Source organism: Atlantibacter sp. MEI4A-1023 (genome assembly GCF_056155425.1).
In genome coordinates this window covers 3,566,203-3,588,047 of the sequence record NZ_CM149568.1, presented here as the reverse complement: position 1 = coordinate 3,588,047, position 21,845 = coordinate 3,566,203, and the positions used below count along the sequence as shown (strand labels likewise).

The following is a 21,845-nucleotide window of genomic DNA, read 5'->3' as shown; positions in this document are numbered from 1 at the left end:
AATCCCCACGGATGACCTTAATATGTATAACGAACACCCCCGCCCGGTGAGAACCGGCGGCGATCCGCGCCCATTGTCAGAATTTATGGCGTTGCGCGATGAGATAAGTAAGCTGACACATCCGGCACGCCCGGACGTCGACTGGAAACAGGTGGAAGCCCTCTCACTCTCCCTGTTTGAAATAAACGGCGTGGAGTTGCAGACCTGCGCCTGGTACACCCTTGCGCGCAGCCATCTGGCGCGGATCAGCGGGATGAACGAGGGGGTGAACATCCTGAATGCGCTGCTGAGCCACCAGTGGGCGCAACTCTGGCCACAGCCAGCGCATGCCCGGGCAGAGATACTCAATGGCCTGCTACAGCGGTTACAGAAGCTCTTTCGTACCTTTTCGCTGAGCCCCGCAGATGTTCCTGCCCTGGCGCTGGCGGAAAAGCAGCTCCAGGAGATGAAGGAGATTCTCAGGCGCCAGGAGCTGAGTCACGCCTGCCCGATGAAACCGATGATGCAGTTGATCCAGAGCGCGTTAAGCCGTCTCGAAAACAGCCCTCATCCTGAGGATGTCCCTGCTGACAGCATGATTCCTCACCAGGCGTTGAGCCTAACGCAAGAGGCGGCTCCGGCCAGTCGTCTGGTCTATGTCATCCGGAAAGAGCCTGAAGTTGGCGTTCAGGTAACAGAGGACGTCCCGGCAACACCGAAACGCTGGCCCGCTTTTATGGCCGGCATGGCGACTGCACTGGTACTCAGTGCTGTCACCGTTTTTAGCGGGCAGGCGCTCCAGCGTCCGGATGAGGCCACACAGGCGATGGCCGCATCAGTAGCCCGGGTGCCGGAACCCATGACCCCCTCGCAGATAGACGCCTTCCGCGCAACGAATAACAGCCCATCGCATTCCCAACCGTGGATTGCGCATATCACGAACCAGGTCAACTGGATCACCCGCCAGGCGCCAGGCTGGCGTCTTCGCTACGGTCAGGGACTGGTCTCGCAGGCGCAGGCCCTGTGGCCGGATGATCCTGCAACCCGGGCACTGGTGCAGCAGTGGGCGCAGTATCAGGTAGCCAGAACGCTGCCTGCCAGTGAACTGAATGGCTGGCATGACGGCATGATGCAGCTTCGTGCCCTGTCGGCACAGTTGGATGCGCTGGACAGGCAGAAGGGTAAATATCTGACCGGCAGCGAGCTGAAGACGATTGTCTGGCGTATTACCAGCACGTTTGCCGGTGCCGTCCCGGTGGAAGAACAGTTGCGGCAGTTGGTTACCGAAACGGGAGAAGTCAATTCCCCCGGAGCCAGCATTGAACAGGCCGCACGCCACCTGGATTCGCTAATCTACGTTCTGGAACAACTGTCAGTAGATAAAACCGGGGTTCCGGCAGGAAAACCTGCTCGTGCCACCCCGTAAACGCAAGGGCGTCGTAACGGAATAGAATTGACTGAAGGCGTTACGGCCCGCTACTACGCTGCAACATCACTCTGCGCTTCGTTGACCTGGTGTTCGAGCGAGGCGCGCACGTCGTGCAGGGCTTTCTCCTGTTGGGCAAAATACGTTTCCATATTGTTCAGCGACGAGACCAACAGCCAGGATTCTTCTTTTTCCAGCTCCGCCAGTTCGCTCACCAGGGTATCGATTTGCTCGCGAACCTGCGCCATTCTTTTACGGATCCGTTCCAGATCGTTCAGCGTGTCGCTGGCCATTAGCGGCTCAAAGCCGTGTTGCAGGCGGGCAACCAGTGAGCGAATGGCCTTCACATCGCCGCGCTGCTTCGCCTGATTAAGCTGTACCATAATGGCATTCGCTTCTTCTTTCCGATCCTCGGCGACTAAATCCGGGTGGCAGAGCTTGCTTGCCTGGCGCCACAGCCGTTTCAGCTCGTTGCGGTCCTCTTCCGACAGCGCCTTGCCTTTACGCAACCGAATCTCCGCATCGTGGTGCTGTTCGCGGTATTTCTCGAACTCTTCGTTTGCCCGGTCCCGGGCCTTCCGCGCAGGCTCTTCTTCGCGGGTTAGCCCTGTTTCCAGTTCCAGCGCTTCGGCGAGCAGATTGGCAATCAGATCGCTTTGCTGTTGCAAATGCTTACGCGCATCGGCAGCCTGTACGGAGTCCGCCGGCAGTTCGCGCCAGCGTTGAGTGAGCGTTGCCAACACCTCCACCGCCTGGGCCATATAGTGCTGGCAGCGGCGGTAATCTTCTTCACGGCGGCGCGCTTCCGCCTGCTGACGGCGCAGGTTCAGCTCCGCCAGCGTTTTGCGCAGAGAGAGGATCTGCTGCATTAACGGCCCAAGGCGCGAGAAATAGAGATCGTTAAACTCATCCAACTGCTGTACCCGCGCATTGCGGCGGTCAATGAGATCGCGCAGGCGCTCCTCCAGCGCTTTCAGTTCCAGCTTGCTGGCCGCCATTTGCGGATCGCGCCACTGCGTCATGGCACGCTGGCTTTGCAGCCAGGCAGTAATCGCTGCCATTGCGGTGGTGTAGTTTTTCGCTTCGAGCGCCGTGACGATGGCCTGTAGCTCATCGCCAAACGCTTCGTTTCTCAGCCGTACCAGTTGGTTCTGGATGATGTCGTCATCTTCCAGCTCAATGGCATTTTTAATGATTTCCAGCCGTTTGATCGGTGTGCTCATGATGCTTTTCGCTTCAGCGCTTAAGTATTTGAGTTAAGGTTAGTTGTCGCTCAGTGCAGCGCAAATAATACACACGTATCATGATCGGCGCGATGGGGGAATTCTTTAGTTTCTGTCTGCTGTGACGCCTGTTTAAATCCCGGTAGGGTTATACGGAAGATTTGCCCTATAACCCCCCAGAAAACTTAAAAATCATGGCGCGAAAGCCCTACGTCCTTTAACTGCTCATCACTCATGCCCTGCAAAATCCGGCGCGTCCGGTGAAGGCGATACCCATTTTTTAGCGCCTCCCACAGCCAGATAAACAGGATAAACGGACGTTTTGAACGATTTTCATTGAATTCCATGATGTTTTCCTCACTGGTTAGAGGCTTTATCATCATGCAATTCCCGCCAGGCAATACAGAGCCAAAAACTACTTTTATTTAACATACAGATTGGTTAAAACGTTATCTGAATGCCGTTTTTAGCGGCAAACTGTACCGGTTTATTAATCTGTATGATGCCACCCAAGGATACAGCATGACGCGTTACCAACATCTGGCCAATCTGCTGGCCGAGCGTATTGAACAGGGTCTGTATCGCAGCGGCGAGCGTTTGCCCTCGGTGCGTTCGCTGAGCCAGCAACACGGCGTGAGCATCAGCACCATACAGCAGGCCTACCGGCTGCTCGAAAACCTTCAGCTTATTACGCCGCTGCCGCGCTCCGGTTATTTTGTTTCGCCCCGTAAGGCGCAGCCGCCGGTCCCGGCCATGACGCGTCCGGTTCAGCGCCCGGTGGAAGTGTCCCAGTGGGATGAAGTCATGACGCTGCTTGATACTCGCGGGGATAAAGATATGGTCCCTTTTGGCAGCGGATCGCCGGATCTCGACCAGCCTGGGCTCAAGCCTCTGTGGCGCGAAATCAGCCGGGTGGCCCAGCATCAGCCGGAAGCGGTATTGAGTTATGACATGCTCACCGGGCGCCAGGAGTTGCGTGAGCAAATCGCCCGTCTGATGCTGGATGGCGGGGCAGTGGTCTCGCCGGATGAAATTGTCGTGACCAGCGGTTGCCACGGCGCGCTGGCGATAGCCCTGCTGTCGGTATGCAAAGCCGGGGATATCGTAGCGGTCGAGTCGCCGTCTTATCACGGCACCATGCAGATGCTGCGCGGGTTCGATATCAAAGCCATCGAAATCCCCACCGATTCGCAAACGGGTATCAGTATTGAAGCGCTGGAACTGGCGCTTGAGCAGTGGCCGATCAAAGGCGTGATTCTGGTGCCAAACTGCAATAATCCGCTGGGTTTTATCATGCCCGATAACCGCAAGCGGCAAATTCTGGCATTAGCCCAGCGTCACGATATCGTGATTTTTGAGGATGATATTTACGGTGAGCTGGCGGCGGCTTATCCGCGTCCTTCCACCCTAAAATCGTATGATGTCGATGGTCGCGTATTGTTGTGCAGCTCCATTACCAAGAGTGTCGCGCCGGGCCTGCGCGTGGGCTGGATCGCGCCGGGGCGTTATTACGACAGGGTGGTGCATATGAAATATGCCGCCAGCAGTTTTGGCGTACCGGCGACCCAGATGGCGGTCGCCGCCTTTATCCGCGACGGCCACTATCATCGCCACGTGCGGCGTATGCGCCAGATTTACCAACAAAATATGGAAACGTACACCTGCCTGGTGCGGCAATATTTCCCGTGTGGAATTTGCATGACGCGCCCGCAGGGCGGCTTTTTGCTGTGGCTTGAGTTGCCTGAAGAGGTGGATATGGTTTCTGTCAGCAAGCAACTACGGCTTCAGAACATTCAGGTTGCTGCCGGCTCGCTATTCTCGGCGTCAGGGAAATATCGCAACTGTCTGCGCATCAACTGTGCGCTGCCGCCGAACGAGCGCAACCGCAATGCGCTTAAGCAGATTGGCGAGGCGGTGCAACGTGCGATGGAAGGAGCCTAAAAGCCGGTATAGCCCGCCAGGCTATACCGGCCGCTTTTCTTTAGCGCGCCATCAGGGCAAACACGCCCCAGCCGACATATTCCCGCGTCCAGGTCACATGACGTACAGGTGCCTGGGTTAGCGTCTGCCGGACTTCTCCGGCGAACGCATCGTCTGGGTTCTCCTCCAGCCAGCGGCGCATCGTTAGCCACTTAGCGGCTTCATATCTGTCCCAGCCTTCCTGGTCTGCCAGCACCATTTCCACCACGTCGTAGCCGAGCGGGTCGAATGAGGCGACAAGCGCAGGAAGCGTGAGAAAATCGCTGGCAGACGTGACGCCACACGCTCTGGCCGTCTCGTCATCAGCGGGATGCTGGTGCCAGTACGGCTCGCCGATAAGGATGATGCCGCCAGGCCTGAGGCTCTTTTCCAGCAGCGCAATCGTGCCGGGGACGCCACCCGCAATCCAGGTGGCACCCGCACAGGCTGCCACGTCGCATTTCTCCTCAGCCACAAAACCGGCGGCGTCGCTATGGATGAAATTAACCTGCCCGGATACGCCGAGTTCTTCAGCACGCAGGGTGGCCTGTTTGCTGAATAGCGGGCTGATGTCGATGCCGAGGCCGGTGATGTCATAATCGCGCGCCCAGGTGCAGAGCATCTCCCCCGATCCGCAACCCAGGTCGAGGATCCGCGCACCCGGCTTCAGACGTAGCACCCGGCCAAGCGTGGCGTATTTCTGTGGCGTGAACGGATTGTGGATGCGGTGCTCGCTTTCACTAATAGTAAAAATACGTGGGATATCCATTGTGTTCTCCTTAACGGTTATCAAGCTCAGCCCGAACATTGTTGAGACCCGCGGTATTGATGCGGTAGGGCTGGCCATTGACGGATTTGATCAGTTTTTTGGTTTTGAGTTTTTTAAACACGGCGAGCGTGCAGTCGGCCAGCAGCAGCCCTTCGCGGCTGTAGCATTCAACGGCAGTGACGCGGCCTGAAGCATCGCGGACGTAGGCAATACGTCCACCTTTGGCGAGAACGTGTAAGGTACGTTGTTCCTGACGGGATAAATTCATACTGGAAAACCTGTGTCATCATCATGTGCAAAACGTGCAAACACACAGCGGTGCCCGCATACAATTTCGGCGCATTGATAATCAGTCCGGCCTGAACAGGTCGGGGCGCTGATTATCGGATGATGACATTCTCCAGCATCAAAGCCTCGGGTTGAGTTGAAAGGTATTTACGGAGTGAATAATAACACGCCGTGTTTACAGGGATATCAGCGATCCTGAAAACTGTGATCCGTTGCGGGAAACGTTATCCCGCCACGCCACAGAGTACTCAATGATGGCTATCGGTACTCAGCAAAAAGCCGCTCACCGATCTGTGCAATCGCCATATTGGCCATTTGCATTGTCGCCTCCGTTTGGGTGAGATAAATCGCCACATAAAACGGTGCCTGCTTCGGCGGGTAAACCGCGGCAATTATCGCCCGTGAACCGAAACCGCCGGCCCCGGTTTTATCGGCAATCGCCCAGCCTTTGGGCAGCGCGGCGCGCAACAGCGCATCGCCGACTTTATCTTCCCGCATCCAGTTTTCCAGCGTTGCCCGGTTTGCCGGCGTGAGCACCGTTGAGGTGAGAATTTTTTGCAGTCCCGCCGCCATGTTTTTCGGCGAGGAGGTATCGCGCGCATCGCCAGGCGTGGCTTCATTCAGCGTCGGCTCGGTGCGATCCAGCCGGGTCACGTTATCGCCAATGCCACGCATAAACCGGGTCACTGACCCCGGCCCGCCAAGATACGCCAGAATGCGGTTGCCCGCGGTGTTGTCGCTGTAACTCACCGCCGCCATGCACAGCGTGCCCAGCGAGATCGTCGCGGGAGCCAGATAGTTTTTGGCAATCGGCGCGTAGTCCAGCAGTTCATCGGGTTGGATCGTGACCTGTTCATCCAGCGATCCGCCGTTTTTCTGCAACTGCTCAAGCAGCGCGGCGCAGGCCAGCGTTTTAAAGGTGCTGGTCAGCGGGAACCGCTCATCCTGCCGATAGCCGAACACCGGCTTCCCCTGCGCATTCACTACCGCCATCCCTATCCTGGCGTTAAGCCGCTTTTCCTGTTGCTGTAGAAAATCTGTCATTGCCGGGGAAATGACTGCCCTCGCAGGCGGGAGCAGAGCCAGCACAATAAAAGCGGCCGCGCCGATAATACGTTTCATTATTTGTCCTTAAATGCCACGTTCGGCACGGTTTTGGTCAACGGAGACAGAGACGTTTATAAAGTAAGCCGTGATAGCCGTCCACCGGCACCGCCTCGGTTAAGATTGCCTTTCAGAGAGTTTCGGTAAATAACGCCATGCGGCAATGCCGCAGAAAAGCGCACTGATTACCAGAGACGCACCTAAGGATTGCCCCCACCCGGAAAGCGCCAGGCCGCAGCCAATCAACAGATAATAACAGAGGCCGAACAGCGCCCCTGCGGTTCCCCGACAGTCTCCATAGGCGCTTAGCGCCGAGCCCAGCACCACCGGTATCGCCATTGAAAACGCGGCGGTAACCAGCGTCATGGGTATCAGGAACAACACCGAATGGCTGAGCCAGAAAACGCCGATGCTGCCAAAAAGGTTAACCGTGCAGGCGAAAGCCAATAGCCACGCCAGGCGCTTGCCTTGCTTCAGTAACCCACGATTTATCGACGAACCGATAACCGACCCCGCCGCGAGGGCGATACCGCTGTAACCGAATACCTGCGCGTCATAATGCAGCCGTTCGAAAAGAAACGGGGCCAGGCTGTAATAGCTAAACAGGCTGACATTAAAAGAGGCGACAAGCAGGGTCGCCAGCCAGATTTTGCTATCGCCCGCCATACGAGAGACAACGGCTATAATCGGGATGTGGGTGCGTTGCGCCGGGCGTGTTTCCGGGAGCGTCAGGCAGCCGGCAAGGAGCAGCACGGCCAGGCTCGCCAGCGCGATAAAGACGCCATAGAAACCCCAACGGGATGCCAGTACACCGCCCGCATAAACGCCTATAGCGGGGCTGATGGCCAGCGCGATGCCAATAAACGAGAAAATACTGGCAAGCTGATGGCCGCTAAACTTGTCGCGCAACATCGTTTGCGTCACCACCGATCCTGTGGCCGCGCCAAAGGCACTGATCACGCGAGCCGTGAGCAACAGGGTAAAGTCGTTGGCAACTAACGCGATCGCTGTTCCCAGGGCATACACGCACAGGCCCGCAATAATCGCGGGCTTTCGTCCCAGGGCATCACAGAGACGCCCCCAGAAAAGCACGCCGAAAGCGAAGCCGATAAAATAAACGGACAGGGTTTGCGCGGCGTCGTCTGCGGTGACCAAAAAATGGGCGCTGATATGCGTAAGCGCCGGGCTGTACAGGGTTTCCGCAATCTGCGGGAACATAAGCAATGCGGTCATCATGACCAGAGATAAGCGGCTGAACATATTCGCCTCCTGAATTAAAGAGGCGCTATTGTAGATAAGTCATTTTTTTCACATTATAAACATAATGACTTTTTATATCGGAAATAGGACGTAATGGCCTGGCTTAATGCGCATGACGCGTTCAATCCCGACACGCTGAACAACACAGTAATCGGTATTCAGTCCGAGTTAGGTCATCACGACTCGGGCCTACATCAACATGCGATGGCGCAGATCCTGTTTACCCGGCAAGGCTGCATAAGACTGACGCTCAATGAGGGCGCGTTATTATGTCTTCTCCCTCCCACCCGAGCCGCCTGGATCCCCGCTGGCGTCAGCCATCGCGCAGAAATGAAAAATACGGTGGACTACCGTTCCGTCTGGTTTCAGCCCTCTGCGTTTCCTTCACTTCCTTGCTCCCCGGCCATACTGAACGTGTCGCCTTTACTCCATGAACTGCTGGAGCGTATTTCTGAACAGCCGTGGGAGGCGCGCTGGGACGGCGTGCCGCTATGCCATCTCGCCGCGCTGTGTGCGGCAGAAATTTGCGCGGCGGCGCATGAGCCTATGATGCTGGCGATGCCCAGGGATAAACGGCTTCGGCATCTTTCCGGCAACGAACTCCCGCCGACGCTCCAGGCAACGGCAGCGCGCTCCGGTGCCAGTGAAAAAACCGTTAGCCGTATTTTCCGGCGTGATACCGGCATGTCTTTCCAGCAGTGGCGGCAACAGTGGCGGCTGATGAAGGCCGTTGAGCTTCTTTCAACCGGGCAGCGCATTACGGATACTGCGCAGGCGTTAGGTTTCTCCAGCGACAGCGCATTCGTGTACTTTTTCCGGACCATGACAGGCCGTACCCCGGGGCACTATTTCGCCACGCACCGTTTTGGCGGCAATGGCTGACGCCGATGACCTGCTACACTCAGCCGAGGCCATCTCCCGGAGGATGCATGAAATTAGGCTTTGCTTGTAAATATCTGGATGCGGACTTCAAACAACCGTTTCCCTTCAAATCCACGACGCGCACCCGATTTTTAAGCCTGGACAGTGATGCACGAGCAACGCTGCTCCATACGCTCGCCACCACCAACCTCACCAATTTGTCTCTGATTTTCGAACAGATGGCCCGGCAGCCGCCCGCATTGCGGATGATGCGTATTGGCAGCGATCTGCTGCCGCTCTATACCGTGCCCGAAGCCACGGCGCTGTATAACGAAATTTTGCCGGATTTGCGCCCGCTGTTCACGAAATGCGGGGAATTTGCCCGGGCAAACGCTATCCGCCTGTCATTTCATCCGGGGCAGTATTCGGTGCTGGCCTCAGACAATGTGCTGGTGGTGGAAAGAGCGCTGGAAGATGTCGAATACCACACGCTGTGCGCCAGGCTGATGGGCTACGGCCAGTCCTTTCAGGATTTCAAAATCAATATTCATATGAACGGCAAAGCGGGTTTCGACGGCTTTAAACGCGCGTTCGGCAAGCTCAGCCCGGAGGCGCGGCGCATGCTGACGGTGGAAAATGATGAGATTTCCTGCTCGCTGGATGAGGTATTACAGGCGAAAGCGTTATGCCCGATTGTGGTGGATATCCACCATCACTGGGTGAAAGAGAATGAATTTCTCCAGCCGGACGATCCGCGTATCGCGCTGATTACCGAGTCCTGGCGCGGGGTCACGCCGGTGATGCATTACTCCATCTCCCAGGAGGGCATCATTCCTGAACAGGGGTTCCCGGATCAAAATGCCCTGAGCGTGGCGAAAACAAAACTCAGGGCGCATTCGGATTTTTACTTTAACCCAACGCTTAACGACTGGGCGCTGTCGTTTGACGGCTTCGACATCATGTGTGAAGTGAAAATGAAAAACCTTGCCCGCGACAGGCTGTATCACACTGCGCTATCGCGGTAGCAAATCACGTCACTTTCACCTTGCTCGCCACCAGTAGCGCCGTTAACAGCATCAGCGCGCCGGAGATCGCCAGCGGCGAAAGCAGCCCCAGCGTATCCAGCGCGTAACCGCCCATGGCCGCCCCGCAGGTATTCGCCAACTGGATCACCGCTACCTGGATTGATCCTGCTTTTTCTGCCTGATCGGCCAGCGAGCGGGTGATCCACGTTGACCAACCCACCGGCACCAGCGCGAACGACAGCCCCCAGACAACCGCGATCCCTGCCGCGACCACCTGATGGGTGCCCCACAGAATCAGCACTAAGGCGCTTATCGCCAGGATCAGCGGCGCGCAGGCCAGCGCCAGCTTCACGGAACGTTTCAGAATATGGGAAGAGAACGACGTGCCAACAAAGCTGGCGATACCAAAGCTCAACAGCACCAGCGTTAACCCGTCAACATCAAACCCCGCCAGGTTCATATAGATGGGGCGAATATAGGTAAAGAAAGAAAATTGCCCGGCGAAGGCCATAAAAATTGCGATCATCCCGGCCAGCACGCCCGGACGCTTCAGCAGGCCAAACATATTCTGGTGATGCTCGGTCTGCCCCGGCATTGCCGGTAACGCCTTCCAGACCCAGATAATGCAGGCTACGCCCATCAGCGCCGCCGCGTTAAACACGTGCCGCCAGCCGATGATCCCGCCGAGGAAACTGCCCAGCGGCGCGGCAATCACCAGCGCGATCGACACCGCGCCGAAAATCACCGACAGCGCTTTGGGGATACTGCGGGCAGGCACCAGCCGCATGGTCAATGACGCCGACATCGCCCAGAAACCGCCCAGCGCCAGCCCCAGACAGGCGCGGCCAACCAGCAGCAGCGTGAAATTATCAGCAAACGAAACCAGCAAACAGGAGAGCGTCAGCAGCACGGAAAAGGCGATAACCACCCGCCGGCGATCGGTTTTGCCGATGATCTGGGTAATAAACAGGCTGGCGAACATAGCGATAAACGCCGTTACCGTAACGGACTGCCCGGCGACGCCTTCCGAGACGCCGAGATCCTGCGCCATCGGCGTCAACAGGCTCACCGGCAGAAATTCCACCGTAATCAGGCAGGCCACGCAAAACGCGACGGCAAAAACTGCCGACCAGTTGGGGCGAGCTATCTCAGTTGTAAAAGGCGGCGCCTGCTGCACATCGATCATTCTTGTTACCTGGTTTGGTGTTTATCGTGAAAGTTGCGCAGTGTAACAAACTAAATCGTGATCTGATTAACATTTTGGCAACTTAACCCGCAGCAACGGGTTGCCAGCCGCATTAAACCTGCCAGTAGAGCGGCTCGCCAAACACCTCAACAAAGTAATCAATGACCGCCCTGACATTGAGCGGCTGATGGCGCGTGTTGGGATAAATCGCCGCGATATGCAGCGGCTCGGTCCTGATAGACGCCTCCACATCCGGCAGCAACCTGACCAGTTCCCCCGTCTTTAACCGATCGCCAATAAGCCAGTCCGGGAACAGCACCATGCCCATACCATTGAGTGCGGCGATCAGTAATGTTTCCGCGTTGTTCGACGTGAGCAGGGGCGAGATCGGGTAATGTACCCATTCCCCACCTGGCGCTTTAAGCAACCAGCGATTCGGGCCGGACGACCCCCGATACACCAGGCAAGGATGCTGATGAATGTCAGCAGGCGTTTTCGGTGCGCCGTAGCGGGCGAGATAGGCGGGTGACGCGGCAAGATGATAGTGCTGTAAACCGAAAACGCGCGCCTGAAAAGAAGAATCCGTCAGCGGCCCGATACGGAAAAGCACGTCTGCGGCATCGCGATGCGGATCGATATAGTCATCCGTCTGCGCCAGGTCGATCAGCAAATTCGGGTAGCGTTCAGACAACCCCGCCAGCCAGGGCGCAATATGCCGCTGGCCGAAAAACACCGGCGCATTAATACGCACCAGCCCGGACGGTTGCAGTGTTCGCTCCCGCATTCTACTCCGCGCCTCTTCAATCTGACTGAGGGTCATCCGGGCATGATCGATAAACAGATGCGCGTTTTCAGTGGGAATAATCGCCCGGGTATTGCGATAGAAAAGCTGCTGACCCAGAGCATCCTCTAACTGCTGAATTACCCGCGACACTTGCGAAGCGGAGATGCCTTCCCGCCTGGCAACCACTGAGAAATTTTGTGCCTCGTAGACGTTGATAAATACTTTCAGTGCACGAAGGGTAATGGAGCCTGGCTCATTCATTGATGCATATCCTGCAAAGGTGTTTGATTGATTATACGGTTTTTCTCATCCATCAACCGCTATATGCTTCTCCGCCTTGATTCCAGAAGGCGGTTTGCTATGCATTTTTTACTGATTTTATTTGTGATTGCCGGAGGGATGGGGTTGTCGATAGAAGCGGGGCTGCTCGGGCCGTTGGGAAATGAAGTGGGCGATTTATGGGCGACTTTCAGCATTTTTAGTGTCGGTGCGGCGCTGACTTTTTTCCTGATGCTGTTTTTTAGCCCGCGTAGCAGCCCTTCATTTTTCGCCCAACCGGCATGGCAACTGCTGGGCGGCGTCCTTGGCCCGGTTTATGTGATTATCCTGACGGTCGCCACCCCGGCGATCGGCATTGCCATGACCATGATTGGCATTCTTGCCGGGCAGGTATTTAAAAGCCTGATCATCGATCACTTCGCGCTACTGGGCACGGCCCGCCGGCAGATCGACGCAAAACGCCTCATCGCCCTGTTATTTATTATCGCGGCGCTGGCATTAATGGCAAAAGGGTGAGGTAACACGATGGTTATTATGATGATTATTCTGACATTTATCGGCGGCGCGATGCTGAGTTTACAGGCGGCGATCAATGGTCAGTTGGGAAGTAAAGTCGGGGTTTTCCGCAGTGCGTTTCTCACCTTCTCGGTGGGCGCGCTGATCACCGCATTGCTGATTTTCTTCTTCGAACCGAAGCAGGCAATAAGCTTACTGGATGTTCCGAAATGGCAGTTGCTTGGCGCGCTGTGCGGTGTGCCCTATATCGTGATTATGGTGGTGGCCGTACAGCGTATCGGCACGGCGGTTGCTACAGTGGCGGTGATTTTCGGGCAACTGGCGATGAGTATGCTGATTGATCATTTCGGATGGCTGGGCAATGACGCCATACCATTCTCTTTCAGCCGCCTGGGTGCGGTGATTTGCCTGGGTATCGCACTGTTCTTTATCTATTCCAGCAACCGTAAGCCTTCCCGCCATACTGCATGAGCCGCAGCGAGCTGGCGGCACAGGAACGGTAAATAACAAAATGCGGCGTCATGGCCGCATTTCCTGCCGATCGGAACGTAAAAGCAGGCCATGAAAGGAACTCTTTCATTTTTTTAGCAAAATATATTCTGTTGATTAACTCTTTCATCTTTCTCACTTACCGGCCGATGTCAGCGCCATCGCCCCTGCGCTGCTTTGTGACCCTCGCCCTTCACTTTTCATCCCATAGTCTATGATTGATTTTCGTATGGAACCTGGTGTCACGGTATCTGGAGACCGTTTCAATCCCCCTCTCTTTGCGGCGCCGACCTCTTCAGGACAACCTGGAGACGACCGGCCCGTGGTGGCATTCAGGTCTATTTTCGCGTTTAAGCTACTGGAGCTCGCCTCGGCGACCAACGCGCGATGGCGTGCATTGCTCACTTTCGGGTTAAACGAGGCATTGATATGGGATCGAAAACGTTTGTAAAAAGCTGGGGCAGTGAGTTTGTAACGGATGGCACCGTGCGCTTTCGCCTTTGGGCGCCGGGGCAGGACAGCATGACGCTGAGACTCAACGGCGAAGAGCTGCCAATGATGGCCGCCGATGACGGCTGGTTTGAACATGAGACGACCGGCGTATCACCCGGCGCAGAATACCAGTTTGTGCTCGCCGACGGGATGGCGGTCCCTGACCCGGCTTCCCGCGCGCAAAAAGCCGATGTGAACGGGCCTTCGCTGGTTGTCGACCCTGACCAGTATGCCTGGCAAAATACCGGCTGGCAGGGGCGCCCCTGGGAAGAGACCGTGGTGTACGAGATGCACTTCGGTACGTTTACCCCGGAAGGCACTTACCGCTCGGCAATCGAAAAGCTGCCGTATCTTGCCGAGCTCGGCATCACCATGATTGAAGTGCTGCCCGTTTCGCAGTTCGGCGGCAATCGCGGCTGGGGCTACGATGGCGTGCTGCTATACGCGCCGCATTCCGCCTACGGCACGCCGGATGATTTCAAAGCCTTTGTCGATGCCGCCCACGGCTACGGCTTGTCGGTGGTGCTGGATATCGTACTCAACCACTTCGGCCCGGAAGGCAACTATTTGCCGCTGCTGGCCCCGGATTTCTTCCATAAAGAACGCATGACCCCCTGGGGGCCTGGCATCGCCTATGACGTGGACGCGGTGCGCCGTTATATCGTCGAAGCGCCGCTCTATTGGCTGAAGGAGTATCACCTCGACGGCCTGCGCTTTGACGCCATCGATCATATCCATGACGTCCCGGAAAAACACGTGTTGAACGAGATCGCCGAACGCATTCGCGCGGAAATTACCGACCGTCCGATCCATCTCACCACCGAAGACAGCCGCAATATCATCGATCTGCACCCGCGTGATGAAAAGGGCGCTGCGCCGCTGTTTACTGCGGAATGGAACGACGATTTCCATAATGCCGTTCACGTGTTCGCCACCGGCGAAACCCACGCCTACTACGAAGACTTTGCCGAACAGCCGGAACAACACGTCGCCCGCACCCTGGCGGAAGGGTTCGCGTATCAAGGCGAGCACTCCAGGCATGCGGGTAAAACGCGCGGCGTTGACAGCACTGGCCAGCCGCCCATGGCCTTTGTTGATTTTATCCAGAACCACGACCAGACCGGCAACCGCGCTCATGGCGACCGGTTAATTGAACTGGCGGGCGCGGATCGCACCAAAGTGCTGCTCGCCACGCTGCTGCTGTCGCCGCATATCCCGCTGCTGTTTATGGGCGAAGAGTATGGCGAAACCAATCCGTTCCTGTTCTTTACCGATTTCCACGGCGAGCTTGCCAAAGCGGTGCGCGAAGGGCGCGCCAAAGAGTTTAAGGGCCATCACGGCCACGATGGCGAAGACGTGCCCGATCCTAACGCTGAGCAAACCTTTACCCGCTCGAAACTGGACTGGCACCGCCGTTGCAGCGAGCAGGGCAAACAGTGGCTGGCGCTGACCCGGCAGCTGCTGCAACTGCGTCAGCAATATATTGTGCCGCTGCTGGCAACCGCGCAAGGGGCAGGCGAGGTGGTGAAAACCGCGCCGGGCTTTGTCGCCGTGCGCTGGACGTTCCAGCAGGGCACGCTGTCGATGGCGCTGAATATCGGTGAAAACGCGCAACCGCTGCCTGATTTGCCTGGCGAGACGATTTTCGCCTGGCCGAACGCGGCAAATGACCTGCCGCAAAATTCCATTATTGTCCGCCTTGCTTCGGGAGAGGCTAACTGATGATCCCAACCGCGACATATCGTATTCAGTTTCGCAACGGCATGACCTTCGACCGCGCCGCTGCGCGGGTTCCTTATCTAAAGCGGCTGGGTATCAGCCATTTATATGCCTCGCCGATATTTACCGCGACTTCGGGGTCGACCCACGGCTATGACGTTACCGACGCCAATGAAATCGACCCGTCTATCGGCGGGCGCGAAGGGTTCGACCGCATGGCGAAAGCCCTGAAGGATGCAGGGCTGGGGCTGATCCTGGATATCGTGCCGAACCATATGGCGACATCGCTGGAAAACACCTGGTGGCGCGATGTGATCGAGCATGGCGAAAACAGCCGCTATGCCCGTCATTTCGATATCGACTGGACACGCCGACTGACGCTGCCGTTCCTCGGCGATACTTTCGAAGCGGTGCTGGAAAGCGGCGATATCCGTATCCAGGCCGATCCGCAAACCGGCAAACCCGCGCTGGCGTATTTTGAGAACCTCTATCCGCTGACGCCGGAGAGCTGGCAGGGCCGCGAGCAGGACGTACTGAACCTGACCGATAAAGCGGCTATTGCTGAACTGCACGAGCGCCAGCCGTACCGCCTGATGTCCTGGCGGGATGCGCCGCGCGAGCTGTCATTCCGCCGCTTCTTTGAAGTCACCGGGCTGGTGGGGATGCGGGTGGAAGACGACGCGGTGTTTGACGACACCCACCGGCTGATCCTTGAACTGGTGCATTCCGGGGCGGTGGACGGGCTGCGTATCGACCACGTCGACGGGCTGGCCGATCCCAAAGCCTATGTGGAAAAACTGCGCCAGCAGGCCGGGCCGGACTGCTATATCACCGTGGAGAAAATCCTTGGTAAAGGCGAGCATCTGCCTCAGGACTGGCCGATTTCTGGCACCACCGGCTATGAGTTTATTTCGTCACTATCGGAAGTGCTGGTGGACGACGAGCAGATCGCCGCGCTTCGCAGCGTCTATGACAGCGTGGCGGGCCAGCCGGTAGATATTAAAGCCGAGCTGCGCGCCGCCAAACTGCTGATGGTGGATCGCAACTTCGAAGGGGAATTCACCCGGCTGCTTAACCTGGCGGTCAACATTGCCGAAGCCGATAGCGTGGCGCTGGACGAACCGACCCTCCGGGCGGCGCTGCGCGAATTGCTGATTGCTTTCCCGGTGTATCGCACCTACGGCACGCTCCAGGGGATGCCGGAAGAAGGGCAGGAACTGTTAGCGAAAATCGTCAATAAGGTGAAAACCAGCGAATTTGCGCCCGATCCGGCGGCGCTCGATTTCCTGACCCGTATTCTTCATGGCGAGGTGTCCGCTGGCGCGTCGGCGACCGCCGGGCACTTCCGCACCCGCTTCCAGCAGCTAACCGGCCCGCTGATGGCGAAATCGGTGGAGGATACGCTGTTCTTCCGCCAGAACATGGGCCTGGCGCTCAACGAAGTCGGGGCCGAGCCGGTGCAGCGCGCGTTTTCGCTCGACCGCTTCCATAAAGAGATGAAAACCCGGCTGGCGCGCCAGCCGGATGCGATTTCCAGTACCTCGACCCACGATACCAAACGCGGCGAAGACGCCCGCGCCCGGCTGTATACGCTCACCGAAGCGCCACAGCTCTGGGACGAATGCTTTGCCCGCTGGCGGCAGATGAACCAGACCAAAGTGGTGTTCCTGAACGACGGCACCGCGCCGCGCGGCGTGGATACCTGGATGCTGTACCAGGCGCTGGCGGGCGTGTGGCCTGCCACGCTGCATCCGCAGGATGAGGCGGGTATCAACGCGCTGGAAGAACGTTTCCTGGCGTTTGTCGAAAAAGCGCTGCGCGAAGCCAAGCTGCGCACCGACTGGGTCGACAGCAACGAAGCCTACGAAAACGCAGTGCTCGATTACGCTCGCCATATGCTGGACCCGGCGAACCAGGCGTTCTTGCAGGATTTTTGCGACGGTTTGCAGCCGTTTATCCGTGCGGGCCTGGTCAATAGCCTGACCCAGACGGTGATTAAGCTGACCGCGCCGGGCGTACCGGATATCTATCAGGGCAGCGAGGCGCTGAATTTTAGCTTGGTTGACCCGGATAACCGCCGTGACCCGGATTTCGCGGCCCTCGAACGGATGCTGGAGGATGAACGGCCCAACTTCAGCGCTGAAGAGAACTGGTTCAGCGGCCAGGTAAAGCAGCGGGTTATCGCCCAGGTGCTGCATTTGCGCCTGCAAAAACCGATGCTGTTCCGCCGTGGCGACTATTTGCCGCTCGCCGCATCCGGCAAGCGGGCGGATAACGTCATCACGTTTGCCCGGATACAGGATGACGACGCGCTGATCGTCATCGCCCCGCGCCTGGTGTTTGGCGCGCTGCACGGCGGCCTGGAACTGCCCCATACGGAACTCTGGACGGAGACGGAAATCCCGTTGCCGGAACAGCTGGCTCACTGCCGCTACCGCGACATTCTTAGCGGAAAAGAGATCTTACTGACGGATCGCATCGACCTTAATTCAGTCGATTCCTGTTCATCCGTGTTGCTGCAACGGGTTAACTCCACAGACAGATAAAACGTTAACCGCTGCATTTGCTGAAATTTCTGGTTTCAAGAGAGGGATTCATGTCTAAAGGTAAACCGTTTGAAATCCTGGCGGGGCACGCCCATCAACTCGGCGCCAACTACGATGGCGAGGGCGTGAACTTCGCGATTTTCTCCGCCCATGCGGAACGTATCGAGCTGTGTCTCTACGATCCCACTGGCAACGTTGAAATTGCCCGGCGCGATCTGCCGGAATGTACCCACGAGGTGTGGCATGGCTACGTGCCGGGCCTGAAGCCTGGCGCACTGTACGGCTTTCGCGTCCACGGCCCTTTCGACCCCGAGAATGGCCACCGCTTTAACCCTAATAAACTGCTGATCGACCCTTACGCCCGGGATCTGGTGGGCGACCTTGAGTGGAACGAAGCCCATTTCGCCTATGATCTGTATCACGACGATAAAGATCTGACCTTCGACGAGCGCGACAGCGCGCCGTTTACCCCGAAATGCCGGGTTATCGATCCCAATGAATTTAACTGGCACGATCAGAACCGCCCGACCGTTCCGTGGCCGAAAACCGTGATCTACGAAACCCACGTCAAAGGGTTTACCCAGCTTAATTCCGCGCTGCCGGAAGAGATGCGCGGCACCTACGACGGCATGAGCCATAAATCTACCGTTCAGTACATCAAAAGCCTCGGCATTACTTCAGTAGAACTGCTGCCGGTACACTGGTTCCCGGACGATCAGCACCTGCTGGATCGCGGGCTGAAAAATTTCTGGGGCTACAATTCGCTGGGCTTCTTCGCGCCTGCCTCGCGCTACTTTGGGCCGCGCGGCATCCAGGGTTTCCGCGATATGGTGCGCGCTTTCCATGATGAAGGCATCGAAGTGATCCTCGACGTGGTGTACAACCACACCGCCGAGGGCAACGAACTGGGCCCGACGCTGTCGTTCAAGGGCATCGATAACTTCTCTTATTACCGCACTATGCCCGGCCAGCACCGTTATTACATCAACGATACCGGCACCGGCAACACCGTGAATACCTCCCATCCGCGCGTATTGCAGATGGTGATGGATTCCCTGCGTTACTGGGCCGATTCGATGCATATCGACGGTTTCCGCTTCGATTTGGGTACCATTCTTGGGCGCGAGCCGGAAGGCTTTGACCAGCGCGGCGGGTTCTTCGACGCCATCATGCAGGACCCGAAATTGTCCCGCCTGAAGCTGATTGGCGAGCCCTGGGATATCGGCCCCGGCGGCTATCAGGTGGGCGGCTTCCCGCCAGGCTGGGCGGAGTGGAACGATAAATACCGCGACACAGTGCGTGAATACTGGAAGGGCGACAATGTCTCGACTGATTTCGCCGCGCGCCTGCTGGGTTCCGGCGATCTCTACGATCAGCGTGGCCGCCGCCCGTGGGCCAGCGTCAACTTTATCACCGCCCATGACGGCTTCACCCTGAACGACCTGGTGTCGTACAACGAGAAGCACAACGAGGCCAACGGCGAAGATAACAACGACGGCCATAACGATAACCGCTCCTACAACTACGGCGCGGAAGGCCCGACCGACGACGAAGGCATCAACGCGGTGCGCGAGCGCCAGAAACGCAACTTCCTCGCCACGCTGTTCTTCTCCCACGGTACGCCGATGCTGCTGGCGGGGGACGAGTTTGGCCGTAGCCAGATGGGCAATAACAACGGCTACTGTCAGGACAGCGAGATCTCCTGGGTGCACTGGGACAACCTACCAGAATCCAGCGAGGCGCTGCGCGAGTTCACGCGCCATCTCATCAAACTGCGCGCCGAGCAGCCGCTGCTGCGCCGCGATAACTGGCGCGACGGCATGGTGATCGAATGGTTTAACGCCGGCGGCGGCCCGCAGCAGCCGGAGCAGTGGGACGAAGGCTCAACCCTGGGCGTGTACATTGGCCGCACCGACTTCCAGACCGAAGAGGGCATCTGGCACGACATCCTGATGCTGTTCAACCCGTTTGAAGGCAACGTGCCGTTCCGCATCCCGCAGTTTGGCGAAGGCGGCTGGGTGCTGGAATTGAGCACGTCGGAGTCGGTAGAGCCGGGTCTGGTGATCACCAAAGAGAAGGATTTTGAACTGGAAGGACGCAGTCTGGCGCTGTTCAGAAGGCCGTAATATAGACAAGGGTGGCGAAAGCCACCTTATCTTGCTCGCCTAAGGGACAACCGGCAACCGTAAAAAAAGCGTTTTTTCCTGGGTAAGAGAGGGTAAAAAACCATGATGCTGATAAAACTGTTTTGCCGAGTCAGACAGAGCATGAACCATAACGGCCCGCACGCCAATATTCTCTGCCACCCGACAAATGCGTAACACAGCATCATGGAGTAAATCTGCGCCAAGGCCCTTGCCATGGAAATTTACATCGACAGCAAGTTTTGCCAGTATGATGACGGGGATGGGATCAGGCATATTTCGACGAAGACCGCCGGGCGCGACAGCATGAGTTACACTACCGGTTGCCAAAGAGTAAAAGCCGACCACCTGCGAAGTATTCTCTCTGCACACAATAAACGTTCTTGCTGCACCCGTGGATTGATTTTTTAATCCCCGAAGTCTGATCCAATCATCCAGCACGGCTTCCCCACAGCGAAACTCTGAAAGAATATGTGCTGCATTGAGTGTTACCGGAGAGGTTATTTTTCCCACTGAGGTTTTCTCACCAGAAGCGCATCAAGTGCCGGGTTCTCTGTGACGGGCGCATCCAGCATTTCGATAAATTCGGCGTATTGTTTATCATTAAGGTTGAACATCCGTCGATCAAGGATAATGTGTTCAGCAGCCTGACAGGCGGTCTCAAGTATAAAGTCGGTACGCGATTTATGGAGAATGGCCGCTGCTGTATCAATCAAAGCACGCTGAGCTTCTTTGGCTCGAATGTTGAGTTGCACATCAGATTTCATCAGGTATTCCTTGTATAGCATATGGTACACATAGCTTATACCTACCGTATAGCAAACGCTATACGGATTTTGAGTCTTATTGCCTTAAATTAAAAAACTCAATCTCAACCTTTTTTACGCCGGGCGCACCTTCCTGCGCGAATCCAGCGAAATCAACGCCACGGATGACAAAATCATCAGCGTGCCCAGCCAGTCTGGCAACGTAAACGAAATCCCCAGCAGCGCCAGGGACAGCAGCGCGCTACTTAGCGGTTCCGCGCAGCTCAAGATGCTGGCTTTCGGGCCGCCGATCATCTGCGCGCCTTTCAGGTAAATGCTGAAGGTGAGGGCAGTGCCCACGACGACCAGATAGAAAAACGCCATCAGCACGTGGCTGTTAACGGTCACGCCGTTGTGCTGGCCGGAATAGAACGGCAGCAGCGCCGCGCCGCCAATTAACATACTCCAGCCGACGATCGGCAACGTGCCGTACTGGCCGATAAGCTTAGAGGGATAGGTGGTGTAAAACGCGGCGGCAAACGCCGAGGCGATGCCCCAGAACAGCGCGGCGCCGGATATTGACAGCGAAGTTGGGTTACCGTGGGTGACCAGCAGAAACGTGCCGGTAAGCGATGTCACCACCGCCATCATCACGTAGCGCGACGGGCGTTTTTTCAGGATAGCGGCAAACCACATCACAATGATGGTCGGCGACAAGAACTGCAAGATTGTGGCCGTGGCGGCGTTGGATTTCTCAATGGCGACCAGAAATGTGAACTGGACCAGCAGCGCGCCGAACAGGGAGAAAATAATCAGGCTGATGGCGTCACGGCGGATTTTGAACATCGCGAAAATTTTATCGCCCTGCATAAAGGAGAGCGTCAGGAGAATGAAACCGCTAAACAGCAGGCGGATCATGGTCAGAAACGGCGCGGATATCTGGCTTTGCTCCATAATGTACTGCGCGGCCACGCCGGAACTTCCCCAGAATATGGCGGCGAGCAGAACGTACAGCATCCCTTTTTTTGCGTAACTCATTTGTTTCCCGGC

General features: G+C 57.0%; 19 protein-coding genes and 1 pseudogene. 9 read left to right on the top strand and 11 right to left on the bottom strand.

Features of this window, described 5'->3' with window-relative positions; translation table 11 throughout:
• Nucleotides 1-22 precede the first annotated feature (22 nt).
• Nucleotides 23-1,405: a VasL domain-containing protein gene (locus tag ACVV26_RS17070; RefSeq protein WP_474798412.1), complete on the top strand. Its 1,383-nt coding sequence runs from the start codon at nt 23-25 to the stop codon at nt 1,403-1,405.
• A 53-nt stretch (nt 1,406-1,458) separates the two neighbouring features.
• Here the strand turns inward: ACVV26_RS17070 and ACVV26_RS17065 are convergent, their stop codons facing one another.
• Both ACVV26_RS17065 and ACVV26_RS17060 read right to left on the bottom strand, forming a co-directional pair.
• Nucleotides 1,459-2,628, bottom strand: coding sequence for a coiled-coil domain-containing protein (locus tag ACVV26_RS17065; protein WP_474798411.1), 1,170 nt, complete (start codon nt 2,626-2,628; stop codon nt 1,459-1,461).
• Between the two features lie 185 nt (nt 2,629-2,813).
• Nucleotides 2,814-2,975, bottom strand: coding sequence for a DUF1127 domain-containing protein (locus ACVV26_RS17060; RefSeq protein WP_474798410.1), 162 nt, complete (start codon nt 2,973-2,975; stop codon nt 2,814-2,816).
• Between the two features lie 175 nt (nt 2,976-3,150).
• Between ACVV26_RS17060 and ACVV26_RS17055 the strand changes: the two genes are divergently transcribed.
• Entirely contained in the window at nt 3,151-4,569 is a 1,419-nt protein-coding gene (locus ACVV26_RS17055) for an aminotransferase-like domain-containing protein (RefSeq protein WP_474798409.1), read from the top strand.
• A 40-nt stretch (nt 4,570-4,609) separates the two neighbouring features.
• Here the strand turns inward: ACVV26_RS17055 and ACVV26_RS17050 are convergent.
• The 4 genes and pseudogenes from ACVV26_RS17050 to ACVV26_RS17035 form a co-directional block, all read right to left on the bottom strand.
• Nucleotides 4,610-5,413, bottom strand: a pseudogene (locus ACVV26_RS17050) (SAM-dependent methyltransferase); the annotation flags it as partial.
• Complete coding sequence (locus tag ACVV26_RS17045) at nt 5,367-5,624, bottom strand: YjhX family toxin (protein WP_474798407.1); 258 nt, start codon at nt 5,622-5,624, stop codon at nt 5,367-5,369. The gene ACVV26_RS17045 and the pseudogene ACVV26_RS17050, both read right to left, overlap by 47 nt.
• A 278-nt stretch (nt 5,625-5,902) precedes the next feature.
• Nucleotides 5,903-6,766: a class A beta-lactamase gene (gene bla, locus ACVV26_RS17040; RefSeq protein ID WP_474798406.1), complete on the bottom strand. Its 864-nt coding sequence runs from the start codon at nt 6,764-6,766 to the stop codon at nt 5,903-5,905.
• A gap of 99 nt (nt 6,767-6,865) precedes the next feature.
• On the bottom strand, nt 6,866-8,008 hold the full coding sequence (locus ACVV26_RS17035; protein WP_474798404.1) for an MFS transporter: 1,143 nt from the start codon (nt 8,006-8,008) through the stop codon (nt 6,866-6,868).
• A 93-nt stretch (nt 8,009-8,101) separates the two neighbouring features.
• Here ACVV26_RS17035 and ACVV26_RS17030 point away from each other — a divergent pair, with 93 nt between their 5' ends.
• Both ACVV26_RS17030 and ACVV26_RS17025 read left to right on the top strand, forming a co-directional pair.
• On the top strand, nt 8,102-8,890 hold the full coding sequence (locus tag ACVV26_RS17030; RefSeq protein WP_474798403.1) for an AraC family transcriptional regulator: 789 nt from the start codon (nt 8,102-8,104) through the stop codon (nt 8,888-8,890).
• Between the two features lie 47 nt (nt 8,891-8,937).
• On the top strand, nt 8,938-9,894 hold the full coding sequence (locus tag ACVV26_RS17025; RefSeq protein WP_474798402.1) for an apurinic/apyrimidinic endonuclease family protein: 957 nt from the start codon (nt 8,938-8,940) through the stop codon (nt 9,892-9,894).
• A gap of 4 nt (nt 9,895-9,898) precedes the next feature.
• Here the strand turns inward: ACVV26_RS17025 and nepI are convergent, their stop codons facing one another.
• Nucleotides 9,899-11,080 carry a purine ribonucleoside efflux pump NepI gene (gene nepI, locus ACVV26_RS17020; RefSeq protein WP_474798401.1) on the bottom strand — a complete coding sequence of 394 codons (1,182 nt, stop codon included), beginning with the start codon at nt 11,078-11,080 and terminating at the stop codon, nt 9,899-9,901.
• A 112-nt stretch (nt 11,081-11,192) separates the two neighbouring features.
• Nucleotides 11,193-12,125 carry a LysR family transcriptional regulator gene (locus ACVV26_RS17015; RefSeq protein ID WP_474798400.1) on the bottom strand — a complete coding sequence of 311 codons (933 nt, stop codon included), beginning with the start codon at nt 12,123-12,125 and terminating at the stop codon, nt 11,193-11,195.
• A gap of 99 nt (nt 12,126-12,224) precedes the next feature.
• Here ACVV26_RS17015 and ACVV26_RS17010 point away from each other — a divergent pair, with 99 nt between their 5' ends.
• The 5 genes from ACVV26_RS17010 (at nt 12,225) to glgX (ending at nt 20,031) form a co-directional block, all read left to right on the top strand.
• Nucleotides 12,225-12,659 (top strand): DMT family transporter, encoded by a 435-nt coding sequence (locus ACVV26_RS17010; protein WP_474798398.1) that lies wholly within the window; start codon nt 12,225-12,227, stop codon nt 12,657-12,659.
• A gap of 9 nt (nt 12,660-12,668) precedes the next feature.
• Complete coding sequence (locus tag ACVV26_RS17005; protein WP_312983623.1) at nt 12,669-13,130, top strand: DMT family transporter; 462 nt, start codon at nt 12,669-12,671, stop codon at nt 13,128-13,130.
• A gap of 447 nt (nt 13,131-13,577) precedes the next feature.
• Complete coding sequence (gene treZ / locus ACVV26_RS17000; protein ID WP_474798397.1) at nt 13,578-15,362, top strand: malto-oligosyltrehalose trehalohydrolase; 1,785 nt, start codon at nt 13,578-13,580, stop codon at nt 15,360-15,362.
• Nucleotides 15,362-17,905 carry a malto-oligosyltrehalose synthase gene (gene treY / locus ACVV26_RS16995; protein WP_474798396.1) on the top strand — a complete coding sequence of 848 codons (2,544 nt, stop codon included), beginning with the start codon at nt 15,362-15,364 and terminating at the stop codon, nt 17,903-17,905. Before treZ ends, treY begins: the two co-directional genes overlap by 1 nt.
• A gap of 50 nt (nt 17,906-17,955) precedes the next feature.
• Nucleotides 17,956-20,031 (top strand): glycogen debranching protein GlgX, encoded by a 2,076-nt coding sequence (glgX, locus tag ACVV26_RS16990; RefSeq protein WP_474798395.1) that lies wholly within the window; start codon nt 17,956-17,958, stop codon nt 20,029-20,031.
• 39 nt (nt 20,032-20,070) lie between these two features.
• On the opposite strand, the gene ACVV26_RS16985 is transcribed toward glgX, so the two are convergent.
• From ACVV26_RS16985 to ACVV26_RS16975, 3 genes are all read right to left on the bottom strand, one after another.
• Nucleotides 20,071-20,562, bottom strand: a complete 492-nt coding sequence (locus ACVV26_RS16985; RefSeq protein WP_474798394.1) for a GNAT family N-acetyltransferase — start codon at nt 20,560-20,562, stop codon at nt 20,071-20,073.
• The gene (locus ACVV26_RS16980; RefSeq protein ID WP_474798393.1) at nt 20,550-20,837 is read right to left on the bottom strand and encodes a type II toxin-antitoxin system TacA family antitoxin; all 288 of its coding nucleotides are present in this window, start codon (nt 20,835-20,837) and stop codon (nt 20,550-20,552) included. Before ACVV26_RS16980 ends, ACVV26_RS16985 begins: the two co-directional genes overlap by 13 nt.
• A 93-nt stretch (nt 20,838-20,930) precedes the next feature.
• Entirely contained in the window at nt 20,931-21,833 is a 903-nt protein-coding gene (locus ACVV26_RS16975) for an EamA family transporter (RefSeq protein WP_474798391.1), read from the bottom strand.
• Nucleotides 21,834-21,845: the final 12 nt, after the last annotated feature.

Bases quoted from the DNA above. Each gene is read 5' to 3' on its own strand.
- ACVV26_RS17045 (WP_474798407.1), bottom strand. From the start codon at position 5,624: ATGAATTTATCCCGTCAGGAACAACGTACCTTACACGTTCTCGCCAAA.
- ACVV26_RS17005 (WP_312983623.1), top strand. From the start codon at position 12,669: ATGGTTATTATGATGATTATTCTGACATTTATCGGCGGCGCGATGCTG.
- ACVV26_RS17030 (WP_474798403.1), top strand. From the start codon at position 8,102: ATGGCCTGGCTTAATGCGCATGACGCGTTCAATCCCGACACGCTGAAC.
- ACVV26_RS17055 (WP_474798409.1), top strand. From the start codon at position 3,151: ATGACGCGTTACCAACATCTGGCCAATCTGCTGGCCGAGCGTATTGAA.
- ACVV26_RS16980 (WP_474798393.1), bottom strand. From the start codon at position 20,837: ATGCTATACAAGGAATACCTGATGAAATCTGATGTGCAACTCAACATT.
- treZ (WP_474798397.1), top strand. From the start codon at position 13,578: ATGGGATCGAAAACGTTTGTAAAAAGCTGGGGCAGTGAGTTTGTAACG.
- bla (WP_474798406.1), bottom strand. From the start codon at position 6,766: ATGAAACGTATTATCGGCGCGGCCGCTTTTATTGTGCTGGCTCTGCTC.
- ACVV26_RS16975 (WP_474798391.1), bottom strand. From the start codon at position 21,833: ATGAGTTACGCAAAAAAAGGGATGCTGTACGTTCTGCTCGCCGCCATA.
- nepI (WP_474798401.1), bottom strand. From the start codon at position 11,080: ATGATCGATGTGCAGCAGGCGCCGCCTTTTACAACTGAGATAGCTCGC.
- glgX (WP_474798395.1), top strand. From the start codon at position 17,956: ATGTCTAAAGGTAAACCGTTTGAAATCCTGGCGGGGCACGCCCATCAA.
- ACVV26_RS17065 (WP_474798411.1), bottom strand. From the start codon at position 2,628: ATGAGCACACCGATCAAACGGCTGGAAATCATTAAAAATGCCATTGAG.
- ACVV26_RS17025 (WP_474798402.1), top strand. From the start codon at position 8,938: ATGAAATTAGGCTTTGCTTGTAAATATCTGGATGCGGACTTCAAACAA.
- ACVV26_RS17035 (WP_474798404.1), bottom strand. From the start codon at position 8,008: ATGTTCAGCCGCTTATCTCTGGTCATGATGACCGCATTGCTTATGTTC.
- ACVV26_RS17070 (WP_474798412.1), top strand. From the start codon at position 23: ATGTATAACGAACACCCCCGCCCGGTGAGAACCGGCGGCGATCCGCGC.
- treY (WP_474798396.1), top strand. From the start codon at position 15,362: ATGATCCCAACCGCGACATATCGTATTCAGTTTCGCAACGGCATGACC.
- ACVV26_RS17015 (WP_474798400.1), bottom strand. From the start codon at position 12,125: ATGAATGAGCCAGGCTCCATTACCCTTCGTGCACTGAAAGTATTTATC.
- ACVV26_RS17060 (WP_474798410.1), bottom strand. From the start codon at position 2,975: ATGGAATTCAATGAAAATCGTTCAAAACGTCCGTTTATCCTGTTTATC.
- ACVV26_RS17010 (WP_474798398.1), top strand. From the start codon at position 12,225: ATGCATTTTTTACTGATTTTATTTGTGATTGCCGGAGGGATGGGGTTG.